The organism is Gemmiger formicilis, assembly GCF_018784445.1.
Lineage (GTDB): Bacteria > Bacillota > Clostridia > Oscillospirales > Ruminococcaceae > Gemmiger.
This window is the reverse complement of sequence record NZ_WQOH01000100.1, coordinates 1-11,306: the sequence shown is the minus strand read 5'-3', so window position 1 is coordinate 11,306 and position 11,306 is coordinate 1. Positions and strand designations below refer to the sequence as shown.

Below are 11,306 nucleotides of genomic sequence, written 5' to 3'. Positions count from 1 at the left end.
AAAAATGCAAAATGAAAACACAAAACGCGCATGGCTGTATGCGCGAATTCCCGGTAATGATGGCGAAACACTTCGCTGCATCCGTGAGTGTGCAGCGAAAGCACAGCAGGACAACTGCAATATTGTCGGCACCAGCACGGACGAAAGACCCGGCTGGTTGCTACGCCTCGGCTACCATGAAATGATGCGGCAGGTCAAGGCCGGGGAAATTGACTGCATTTATGTTTACCGTATGCGCCAGATCAGCGGCAAGGAACAGCATCTATTTCGCTTTTTCCAACAGGTCATGCAGCATGGCATCAAGGTTGTAACGCTGGAATACAGTCTGCGCGACAGACTGCATGAGTACAGGTTGGGAATGAAAATTGAAAACTATGCAGCGCGGCACAAACTGCCCTTTCCATGGTAAATTGCGAAAAATGTCGCAGACTAAGCCTGAAAAGTGCGGAAAAATGTCGCAAGAAGGGATGAACTATGATTGAAGAAACCGCAGTTCGCGTGGAAATCAGCGCTGCGCGGTTCGCTAGTCAGAGTATTTTTGATATACTCCGGCTGACGGTGCAGGCAATGAGCAGCCAGAATTATGGGCAGCAAAGCCTGAGCGCGCTCAACCGGCAGGAACGTCCGCTGGCATCGGTGGACGTGAATAAAAAGACGCTGCCCTACATCCGCAGGCAGCTGAAGCAATATTCCGTAGATTTCTCTGTCACAAAAGACCGAGACACCGGTCAGATGTATTTGTGGTTTAAGGGGCAGGATGTGGATCGTATTCAGACTGCGTTGGAAAACTGCATTGCAGAGCGCGGCAAAGAACGCCCAATTCCGGAACTGAGAGACCTATGCGACAGCGCCGCGCAGCGGGTCAAAGAGATGAACCAGTCCCGCCCTGTACCTCCGCCGGAACATGGAGAACGCCTATGAACCAGCCGAAAAGAAACTTGAAAATTTGGGTGCCGATTGCAGCGGTTTTATGCTTTTGGCTGGGTGACTGGATGGGTTACACATACGAACTCACCGAGGGAACTACTACGCACCGGCTGGCGGATGCACTGAACCTGAACAGCCTACTGCTGCACCCGTTCAGGCTCTCGGCTGACGCCTTTTCGCTTGGCTGCGGTATTGCCGCAGCGCTCATGGCAGGGCTTATTTGCCTTTGTGTGAAGTACAGCAAGCACCGCCTGATGCCTCAGAAAGAGTACGGCAGCGCCCGCTGGGGAGGCCCGGAAGATATTGCCCCTTTTCTGGATGAAAACGCGCAGAACAATCTGCCGCTTACGGCATCGGAAAGCCTGAGTCTTTCTCCAAAAATGAAGGTGACGGCAAACGACAACTATAACCGCAATAAGAATGTGATCGTGTTTGGCCCGTCCGGTTCCGGCAAGAGCTACAGCGTTGCTGGCCCGCAGCTATTGCAGTTTAACAGTAACTATGTGCTCAGTGATCCGAAGGGAGAGTTGCTTCAGGAATATGGCAATGTCCTACTCTCTCAAGGATACAAAGTGAAAGTGTTCAACCTGAAAGACCGGGATAAATCCGACCATTATAACCTTTTCACCTACATAAAAAATGAGGATGATATTCTGGTCGTCACCAAGAACCTTGTCAAAAACCTGAAGGAAGATCCCACCGCCAAGAGCACCGCCGACCCGATATGGGAGGAAGGCATGACGGCACTGCTGGAGGCACTGATTGGCTATGTGTTCTACGAATTGGAGCCGGAAGAGCGGAACATGAACAGCGTCATGACGCTGCTCCTTATGCTGGAATCGCAGGGGGATGGTCCTAACAGCGTAAGCCAGCTGGACCTGCTGTTTGATGACCTGAGCATCAACAAGCCGAACTCCTTTGCTGCAAAGCAGTATAAGCTCTATAAGATGGCTCCCGGCAAGACCGCACAGAGCATCAATGTGTCGCTGGGGCTGCGCATGAGCGCATTCAACATTCCGTCCATTGCCAATATCTGCGCGGACGATACGATTGACCTGCGGGAACTGGGAAGTGAGAAAAAAGTGGCGCTCTTTGTTGTTACGCCCGACACAACAACTGCTTACAATTTCTTGGCGGCAGTTATGTTCCAGCAGTGCTTTCAAATTCTGGTGGATATTGCAGACCATCGCCCGGATAAGCGCCTGCCACGGCATCTGCGGTTCCTCTTGGATGAATTTCCGAACATCGGCATGATACCGGATTTTCAAATCCTTATCAGTACGATTCGCAGTCGTGACATTGCCTGCACCCTGATTTACCAGTCGTTGAACCAGCTGAAAAGCCAGTACAAAGACGACTGGGCAACCATCTACGAAAACTGCGATTCTATGATCGTTCTTGGTGCAGGCGGCAACCCGGAAAATTTGGAGTTCTTCTCCAAGGCGTTAGGCAAGGCGACCATCGAAGTGATGAACACATCGGAAAACAAAGGCAGCCAAGGCTCGTATACGAAGTCCTATCAGGCGCTAGGGCGCGAGCTGATGACCCCAGAGGAAATCCGAACGATGCCCCGCAACTGGTGCCTGCTGATGATTTCCGGTGTGGCACCCTTTTATTCACGCAAATACAATCTGAAAGACCACCCCAATTACCATTTGGTAGAAGCGGAAGGCGGCAAGCCTTTCGATTATGACAGGCGCGCAGAGCAGTCTTTTGCGGACTTTATCAGTGATGTAAAGGACGTAAAGACTGTAAAGCTCTGTGCCGAAAATAACAACTGAACGGAGAAATGAACAATGGAAATGGTATCTACGATTACGACCCTCATCTCGAATGTCGTCACCTTTGCCGGTGGCCTCCTGCTGCTGTTCGGCGCGGTAACGCTGGGCACCAACCTGAAGGACCACAACGGTCCCGGTATCAGCAGTGGTGCATGGGCAATGGCAGGCGGTGTGCTGATTATTGCGGTTGCCACCTACTTTGGCACGCTGACAGTCGGGTAAAGGAGGGCTGCGCTATTTTTGAAGATACAATACGCAGCCAGTTGGAGGGCATTTCTGCCACGGTCAACTCTATGGGGCAAAATTCCGGTTTACTCAGCAGCCTGACAGACTGGAACAGCACCTTGGCGGGCTATGCCGACAGCATAAGCACCGGCGTGGTCATGCCGGTGGCGCTGACCCTGCTGGCGCTTTTTATGATTCTGGAGTTGTACAATGCCACCCAGCGCATTGCCATGAACGGCAGCAACAACGCTTTTACGATCCAGCAGATTGCGCTGGTCATGCTGAAAATTGTTGTTTGCCGGTGGGCGGTAGTACATACAACGGAAATCCTGAACGCACTCTTTGAAATCGCATCCACCGTGACTACGGGCATATCCGGTTATGTCGGCAGTGGCGAGGTCAATACGACCGTTGACATTGAAAATGCCATCGCCGCGCTGCCGGGCGGCATTGGCAACATGCCGGTGGCGTTGGAGCTGATGGTCGTGGGCTGGATGCTGCGCATTGTGAACATCGTGGTCAACACCATTGTGGCTGCGCGGTTTATAGAGTTGTATGTCTACAATGCGATGGCATCGCTGTCCATAGCCACACTCTGCTATCAGGAGCTGCACGGTATTGCAGTGAACTTCCTCAAATCCTACCTCGCGGTTGCCTTGCAGGGCGCGGTGCTGTATCTGGTTATTGGCTTTTATCCAGCACTGGCCGGTTCGCTGGGCACCGGTGGCAGCATCACGGAGCAAGCGTGGGCAATGCTGGGGCAGTCGGTGATCCTGCTGGTGGCAGTGTTTATGAGCGGAAAGTTCACGAAAGCCATTACCAATGCAATGACCTAATACCATTTGGAGATTGAAAAGCTATGATTGCCACAAAAACAAACCTCGAAATCACAGAGTACAGAGAAAAGTTCTTCTTGGGGCTATCTCTCCGCCAGCTGGCCTGCTTTGCTGCGGCTGCGGTGCTGGCGATTGCGACCTGCTTTGTCTGTCTGCACTGGCTGCGGATGGATATGCAGGTCGTTTCTTATATCGTCATGGTGGAGGTGCTGCCTTTTTTGGGGTTGGGCTTTATCCACCGTGACGGTTATCCGTTTGAAAAGCTCGTGAAAATTTACTGGGCATGGCACAGCGAAAATGCAGCGGTGCCGATCCGCCCCTATAAGGAGAGTCGAAATGTTCAAAAGAAAAGAACTCGCAGAAGTGTCGAATGTGAAACCTATTGCCGCCGAGACGAAAAAGCAGCGCGCAAAGGAAGGAAAGCAGCGGTCAAAGCAGCTGCGCAGATCCGCAAAACAATCCGAAATGAATGCCGCGCAGAGCGCCCGCAGCATTAAGAAGCGCCGTGCGCCTGAGAAGGCTGCGGACTGTCTGCAATATGAGCGTATGTACGAAAGCGGCATCTGTGAGGTGGAACCGGGGCTTTTCTCCATGACAATGGCATTCACGGATGTCAATTTTCAGCTGGCGCGGCAGGAGGAGCAGAAAAGTCTTTTTACCCAATACAGTGAATTCCTGAACTATTTTGACCCAGACACGCATCTGCAAATCAGTCTTGTGACCCGGCGCGTGGATGAAGCGGAGTTCCGCCGCGACACGTTTCTGCCGCTGCGTGGTGACAGCCGCGACCGGTACAGCGAGGAAATGAACCGCGTCATATCGGAAAAAGCGCTGCAAGGGCAAAACGGACTGATCCGGGAAAAGTACATTACCATTAGTTTGCATGAGGATGATTACCGAAAAGCGCAGGTTCGACTCCTCAAACGCGCCGAGGACATCCAAAACCTGTTCAAGCGCATGGGCAGCACTGTACGCAGGCTCTCCGGTATCGAGCGCCTGAACCTGCTGCATGGTATTACCCGCCCGGAAGAGGTTATGGGATTTTCTTATGATTGGCTGCTGGCAGAAGATTCCCTTACGACAAAGGATTTTATTGCGCCCAGTGGTTACAACTGGAAGCCGGAGCATGATGATTCCCGTGCTGTGTACAATGACCGCTACCAGTTTGGCGAGTATTATGGCAAGGTGCTGTATCTGCGGGATATTGCCCCGCAGATGAAAGACAACCTGCTTTCGCTGCTCAGTGACTTAGACTTTGATAATGCAATTTCCATTCATGTAGATGCCGTCGAGCAGCGCGAAGCCGTCGAACAGGTTCAAAAGCAGTTGGCTTATATGCAGAAAGAAAAGGGCGATGGCATGGTCAATGCTGTGCGCATGAACCTGCCCGCCTACATGGGCGTGCGATATGAACTGACCAACCAAATCGAGGATGCCGAGGAGCTGCTGGATAACCTACACAATTATAACCAAAAGATTTTCAAGGTCTGCATCCTGATCCACACCTATGGCCGCAACAATGCCGAACTGGACGAGCGTGTGCAGCAAATCTGCAATACTGTGCAGCAGCAGACGTGCCGGTTCAGCCCGATTCCCTTTGAGCAGTGCGCTGCCATGAACAGCGTTTTACCACTTGGAAAGAAATGGCTGGCGCTGGAGCGCACTCTCCTGACAGTGAATACCGCTATCTATGTGCCGTTTACTACGCAGGAACTGTTCCAACCCGGTGGACTGTATGAGGGCACCAACGCCCGCAGTAAAAATCTGATTATGGTCAACCGAAAACTGCTGCCTGCTCCGGCTGGTATGGTGCTGGGCATGACCGGCTTCGGCAAATCCTTTGCTGTTATGCAGATGATGGCAGGTATCATGCTGCGCTGGCCGGAGGACGATCTGGTTATCATCGACCCGGAAAATGAATATGCGCGGCTGGTCGAGGCTTTTGGCGGTGAAGTGATTGAAATCTCGGCATCGAGCAAATCTCATATCAATCCGATGGATATTTCGGAAGATTACGGCGATGAAGGTAATCCTATCCAGCTGAAAAGCCAGTTCCTGCGGGATTTCTGCCAACTGGTTTTGAACAGCAAAGAGCTGAGCGCCCAAGAGTGCAGTCTTGTGGACCGCGCAGCGCTGATTACCTACCAGAAATATTTGCTGCATCCGGAGCGTGAGCAGATGCCCTCGCTGCATGATTTTTACAATAATTTGTCTTTGCAGGGCCCGCAGGCAAAAGCGCTTACGATGGCGTTGAGTATGTATGTGGATGGCACAATGGACCTGTTTGCCCACCAGACAAACGTGGATTTGCAGAACCACTGCATCTGTTTTAATAACGTGAAACTGGGCAAAAGTATGCAGTCCATCGGCATGATGACGGTACTGGACCAGATTTGGAACCGCATCACCCGAAACCGCGTGCTGGGACGCCGCACTTGGATTTTCACCGATGAGTTCCAGCTCCTGCTGGGCAACAGCGCCTGCACGAACTACTACTTCGAGCTTTCCAGCCGTGCCCGTAAGTGGGGTGCCATCCTGACTTCCATTACCCAACACGTTCGCTCTGTGCTGAACAACGAGGATGCTCGGCGTATGCTGTCCGACTGCGGCTATATCAAGCTGCTGAATCAGGCCCCGGACGATGCGAACGACATTGCACGGCTGCTTCATATCTCCGATGAAGAAAAGCGGTATATTGAAAATGCCGAGGTTGGCAGCGGTCTGCTGATTGCAGATAAAGTAGTGGTGCCTTTCAACAATACTTTCCCGCAGGACACTGAGCTGTTCCGTCTGATGGATACGAATCCTAACCGCAAGAAATAAGCCGGGATTGTAGGGGTTATGAAATGTCAGAACTATTCACGCAAACGAATAAGCAGAAGGAACTCTTTCGAACAGAAGAGGATATTGTAGCGAACATTCAGACTCAATTCGGTATGCCGCATACGGGAAAAGACCTTCTGCTTGATGCAAAAATGGGGCCAAATAAAGACCAGTCCAGTCGTCTGGACTCTGAACCAGACGCGCTATCTGATACAGGAATGTCCGATGATGTCGGTGCCGGTGACACATCCGGAATCCTGCATGATTCTGCTGGAGGTAATAAGAATACTATCACCGGCACAAACACACCGCGCTCCAGTCGTACAAGCGCCTATTATGATTTGCTGCGCAGCCAGCACAAGAACGGTCACTATAAAGCTCCTGCATACCGGGTTGTGGATAAAATAGAAAGTCCGCTGCAAGCCGGAGCCAGCGCTTTGAATTATCACGATGACTTCGATACGGATGCCGTTCAAAATGCAGGGCTGCACATGGCAGTAGAGCAGACTGTTGTGGAAGGTAATATCATGGCCGCAGCAGCGGACAGCGCTTTTGTAATCGGCAAACAAGCTGGCAATATCCTGAAAGACCTGAAAGATGAAACGATCAATGCGAAGGAAGCATTGAAAGCCGGTGGGCAGGTACTGCGCCTGCAAGGAGGAAAATCTGTTGTAAAAATTGGTGGTGCTACCCTACGCAGTACAGAGCAGTACCTATCTTCATTTCAGGTTTCAACGGATGATTTCACCAGCAGTGTTCCGGGAAAGGTCAAAGAGGCTGCTACCAATACCGGGAATGTTCTGAAAAAGATAACCAAAGTGGTTCTGCACCCACTGCGAAATCTGATTGCTATGGGAAAAGTAATCCTGATTAGTGCGGTTATTTTACTGTTCCTGATTATTGTGAGCCTGTTGGGTCAGATGAGCGGCACAACGTCTACCTCTGTGTTTGGCGCGAATCGTATTGAGGACGTTCAGACGCTTGTGCAGAAAATCAACGATTACCGAAATGCAGCGGTTACCGAGGGCGTCTATCAGGCATTCCAGAATGATGTTGACCCCAATGGCAATCCCTATGGGTACGATTCCCTCACCGGGCAGCGCAGCAATAATTTGCAGCATGGTGTTACTTGGAACTATGCAAACGGTATCTACAATGACACGGCGGAGATTATTTCCTTGGCGACAGTATATTACCAGCAGGATTGGCCGCGTTCGGAGCTTGTGTCTGCTTTCAGCGACAATGTGCCCTTTACAAAATTCTGCCGTGCTTTGACAGAATATGGTCTGGATGTGACTGCACGAGAGTCGGCTCCTTATTCCTGCATGAGCTATGGCGGCTGCGTGAACGGTTACCGCAGCGAAGGCGAGGTAGTTTCCATCAAGGATTATCGCCTTGAAACCCATACTTGCAGTGAGGGTGACGATGCCTGCGGGCAGTACGATGCCGCCGCAGAGTGGCACTGGAATGAGGGTCATGCAGAAAATAAGAGCTATTCTATATGGAAAGAGGACGGCACACATGATGTGACCGTCTTTTTTCCGCTCATTTTCCCGGATGGTGCAACAGGTTCTGAACTTTCCGATTTACCGGAAGAATACCATGCTGTTGTTGATGGGATAATCAATGCGGCAGACTGCACCGGCAATATTGTGCTGGATGATAGCGCTAATTTGTACAAGGGCGAACTGAACGACTGGTTTTATACTCCGGACGAGCTGACGGTTACTTTTACTGTTGTGACCGGTGAGGGAGAGGATGCCGTGTCCGATGATTACGAGGTTACTTTCTCCAATGCAACCGCTATACCTTGGTGTCCCGGAGAGTTGAACGATGGGCAGTACGGCCACTACGATCTCGACTGCACGATTTATCTGACAGGATATGACCGCTACACAGACCCGGAAACTCAGGCCCCGAACGGTGCTGATGGCGGAACAGGAAATCTCGAAGCGCTGGCTGAAAGCTGCGATGCAGGAACTTTGACCCGGACAATCATTAAGCAGGATCAGTACGGTAATGAGTATGCCGGTAATGCGGTATCCGCCCGATATACAAAAACGATCACGCTACCCAACGGCGCGAGCGGATTTCAGGGGTGGTATAAGGATGGTGAAGATGCTTATGGAAATGTGGAATGGGCATCGCTTCTGTATCGCATGGACTGGGAAGAACTGTATGGGATTGTGGACGGCATAAAATGCCGCGCCACCGGCAGTGGCATGACCGAGGAAGAACTGCGGCAGCTATTTGCCAGCCTGAATATCGACGCCACGACCGCACGCGGTCAGGTGGTCGCCTTTGCGTTAAGCTGCCAAGGAAAGTTTGTCTATGCCCAGCCATCTTCGCTGCGCGGCGGGCCGGGCAATCCAAGCGTGGGCATCAATCTGGATTGTTCGAGCTTTGTCCAATATTGCTATTGGGCGCAGAACCTGCCTTTTTCCGCAGGCAGCACAGCCGCCTATCGGAACGCAGCAGACCTAGTAAGTATTTCCCCGTCTGAAGTCCAGCCGGGAGATCTGCGCGTGGTATATGCCTCTGGCGGCGAACAGGGGCACGTTCAGATGGCACTTGGCAGCGGTGTGTGGATCGAGTGCTGCTATGGCTATGGCGTTGCAGTGAATATGTCCAACGCATGGATGGAGAGCAGACCATGCTATTATTTCCGCTATGCGGGATTCTGAAAGGTGTTTTTTATGAGAAAATTTCTCGCATTACTTTTTGCGCTTTTACTTTGTACAGCAACAAAAGTCTATGCAGAAGATGCTGCTACTGTAACGGTGGAGGTCAAGGATTTGCCGCAACAATTGCAGAACCGCACTGTGATTGTCACACTTGGCAATGGCCCATCTGATACAGAATCAACAGTTATTGTTCTGGATGGGCTGAACAACTACACGGCAACGGTGACGGTTGCACCGTCAGAATATTACTGCGCGGCTGCTGTGCAGTATGATACCTTGGGGGATTATCCCTTGCAGGAAATCAACCAAACGACATTTTTGCAAGTGGAAGATGGAAACCACTACGATCTGATTTATACCCTGGCAGGCAGCAGCTGGTATGAGAGCGTGACCGGCCAGCAACGTCACTACACATTGCAACCGCTGGAAACGCCACCAGAGAACTATGAGCCAAAACCGGCGCAAGTAGGAGCATACCTGACCGCACCGGTTGGCTTTTCCCAACACGCGATAGTTTACTTGCAGAATTTGTACACTGATGATGTCTATGATTTGGAGCTTTATGAATCGAATGGGTTAGCCGCTGTTGAACCAAATGCACTGAGCGGAAAATATGCTTTTCTTTCGGCTTATGTTGTTGGTGATGCAGAAAACCGTTACCAATTCAGCTGTGAGCAGAATGAACTCTCTACTGAAAACGGTGTGGACTTTCATTTGACGGTGACGGACACTGCCAATCCAGACCGCGAGATGAACACGCCCAGCCGAGATCAAAACAGCACGGTGCAGGCGGCGAACAGCTTCAACAACAGAAATACGGATGCACCGCAGCAGCCGACCACAGTGCCAGAGATTGTTTCCCAACCTGTAAAGCAGCAGGAAAAGCAGCTTGATCTGCTTTCCTTGCTGCTGGACTTTATGCCGGTGGTGCTTGTGGGGGCGGTGCTCTTTGCAGTGTGCCGCAAGCATCGCCGTTGAGACCCACAGGGGTAACCGGAGCGTGAGCGACGGTTAGCAAGCATTGCATCTGGGTCCCACAGATGCAGATCAGGGACACCCTGAAACCCGTTTTGGGCAAACCCAAGCCCAATAGAGGAAGGTGACTTTATGGCGAATCGCAGACGTCCTATACCGAAGCGCATCTGGTTTACGGAGGAGGAGTGGCACTTAGTTGAAGCAAAGATGGTTGAAGCTGAAATGACAAATTTCTCGGCGTTTGGTTTAGAGATGCTTTTGCATGGAGAGGTACGGCATTATGACTTTTCCAATCTGAAACAATTAAATGCTTCGATGGGTCGCATCGCTGGCAGCATAAACCAAATTGCAAAACGCTGCAATGAAAATAAGTCGGTTCACACCAATGATGTAGAGCAGCTGCGCCGAGAATTTCTTGAACTGAAAGCAGACTATCTGGAACGTGTGGTTAAGCTGTTGAGAAAAATTTATTGAATAGGAGAATGACGATATGAATCAAAATGAAGAAATCCGTGTGTTGTATGTGCAGCCGGGTAAGTACCCAGAGGAAATCAAGATACCTAATACGCTGGAAATTTTTCAAAAATATGTTTGTGGGAGTATAGAAAGCGTAAGATTGGACAGGGATGCCTATATCATCTGTAATGATGAAGGAAAGCTGCTTCCATTACCACCGAACCGCTTATATGGTCCAACGGATTTCTTCGCAGGTCCGTTTCTGATATGCGGAGACGGTGGCGAAGATCTGATAAGTTTAACGGATAGTCAAATTACAAAATATGAGAAAAAATATCACTCACCCCTGATTTTCCTTGAGCTATATCCGAAGCCGATTACTCTCAAATGCACGCCAGAATTGTATGCTAAATGCAGGGGAGAGGAACATCAGCATGATACACAAGAAAATGAACATGATGAGAGATAAGTCCATTTGTATGGAAAATCGTTAAAATGGGCTTTGCTCTTATTGAAAATCATGATATACTATTCTTACATTGTACTGATGTAAGGAGAGCAGCGATGGCAGGCACAGAACGGTATGTTCGTAACAGCAC

11 protein-coding genes are annotated in these 11,306 nt (G+C 50.6%); all 11 read left to right on the top strand.

The window, feature by feature from the left end; translation table 11 throughout:
- The first annotated feature begins 4 nt into the window (after nt 1–4).
- The 11 genes from GPK89_RS15430 (at nt 5) to GPK89_RS15385 (ending at nt 11,176) form a co-directional block, all read left to right on the top strand.
- On the top strand, nt 5–409 hold the full coding sequence (locus tag GPK89_RS15430) for a recombinase family protein (protein ID WP_215694495.1): 405 nt from the start codon (nt 5–7) through the stop codon (nt 407–409).
- A gap of 65 nt (nt 410–474) precedes the next feature.
- Complete coding sequence (locus GPK89_RS15425; protein ID WP_215694493.1) at nt 475–921, top strand: PcfB family protein; 447 nt, start codon at nt 475–477, stop codon at nt 919–921.
- A complete protein-coding gene (locus GPK89_RS15420; RefSeq protein ID WP_215694491.1) occupies nt 918–2,708 on the top strand; it encodes a VirD4-like conjugal transfer protein, CD1115 family in 1,791 nt (596 codons plus the stop codon). Before GPK89_RS15425 ends, GPK89_RS15420 begins: the two co-directional genes overlap by 4 nt.
- 15 nt (nt 2,709–2,723) lie before the next feature.
- Entirely contained in the window at nt 2,724–2,930 is a 207-nt protein-coding gene (locus GPK89_RS15415) for a hypothetical protein (protein ID WP_215694489.1), read from the top strand.
- A 41-nt stretch (nt 2,931–2,971) separates the two neighbouring features.
- Complete coding sequence (locus GPK89_RS15410; protein ID WP_215694487.1) at nt 2,972–3,769, top strand: VirB6/TrbL-like conjugal transfer protein, CD1112 family; 798 nt, start codon at nt 2,972–2,974, stop codon at nt 3,767–3,769.
- Between the two features lie 23 nt (nt 3,770–3,792).
- Nucleotides 3,793–4,266, top strand: a complete 474-nt coding sequence (locus GPK89_RS16435) for a PrgI family protein (protein WP_252261714.1) — start codon at nt 3,793–3,795, stop codon at nt 4,264–4,266.
- Nucleotides 4,151–6,592 carry a VirB4-like conjugal transfer ATPase, CD1110 family gene (locus GPK89_RS16710; RefSeq protein ID WP_346344869.1) on the top strand — a complete coding sequence of 814 codons (2,442 nt, stop codon included), beginning with the start codon at nt 4,151–4,153 and terminating at the stop codon, nt 6,590–6,592. Before GPK89_RS16435 ends, GPK89_RS16710 begins: the two co-directional genes overlap by 116 nt.
- A gap of 23 nt (nt 6,593–6,615) precedes the next feature.
- Nucleotides 6,616–9,276, top strand: coding sequence for an NlpC/P60 family protein (locus tag GPK89_RS15400; protein ID WP_215694483.1), 2,661 nt, complete (start codon nt 6,616–6,618; stop codon nt 9,274–9,276).
- A 12-nt stretch (nt 9,277–9,288) separates the two neighbouring features.
- The gene (locus GPK89_RS15395; protein WP_215694481.1) at nt 9,289–10,254 is read left to right on the top strand and encodes a hypothetical protein; all 966 of its coding nucleotides are present in this window, start codon (nt 9,289–9,291) and stop codon (nt 10,252–10,254) included.
- Between the two features lie 129 nt (nt 10,255–10,383).
- The gene (locus GPK89_RS15390) at nt 10,384–10,725 is read left to right on the top strand and encodes a plasmid mobilization protein (protein ID WP_215694479.1); all 342 of its coding nucleotides are present in this window, start codon (nt 10,384–10,386) and stop codon (nt 10,723–10,725) included.
- Nucleotides 10,726–10,741: 16 nt separating this feature from the next.
- Nucleotides 10,742–11,176: a DUF3846 domain-containing protein gene (locus GPK89_RS15385; RefSeq protein WP_215694477.1), complete on the top strand. Its 435-nt coding sequence runs from the start codon at nt 10,742–10,744 to the stop codon at nt 11,174–11,176.
- Nucleotides 11,177–11,306: the final 130 nt, after the last annotated feature.

Coding starts and splice junctions, on each gene's coding strand:
- GPK89_RS15430 (WP_215694495.1), top strand. CDS start 5: ATGCAAAATGAAAACACAAAACGCGCATGGCTGTATGCGCGAATTCCC.
- GPK89_RS15425 (WP_215694493.1), top strand. CDS start 475: ATGATTGAAGAAACCGCAGTTCGCGTGGAAATCAGCGCTGCGCGGTTC.
- GPK89_RS15420 (WP_215694491.1), top strand. CDS start 918: ATGAACCAGCCGAAAAGAAACTTGAAAATTTGGGTGCCGATTGCAGCG.
- GPK89_RS15415 (WP_215694489.1), top strand. CDS start 2,724: ATGGAAATGGTATCTACGATTACGACCCTCATCTCGAATGTCGTCACC.
- GPK89_RS16435 (WP_252261714.1), top strand. CDS start 3,793: ATGATTGCCACAAAAACAAACCTCGAAATCACAGAGTACAGAGAAAAG.
- GPK89_RS15400 (WP_215694483.1), top strand. CDS start 6,616: ATGTCAGAACTATTCACGCAAACGAATAAGCAGAAGGAACTCTTTCGA.
- GPK89_RS15395 (WP_215694481.1), top strand. CDS start 9,289: ATGAGAAAATTTCTCGCATTACTTTTTGCGCTTTTACTTTGTACAGCA.
- GPK89_RS15390 (WP_215694479.1), top strand. CDS start 10,384: ATGGCGAATCGCAGACGTCCTATACCGAAGCGCATCTGGTTTACGGAG.
- GPK89_RS15385 (WP_215694477.1), top strand. CDS start 10,742: ATGAATCAAAATGAAGAAATCCGTGTGTTGTATGTGCAGCCGGGTAAG.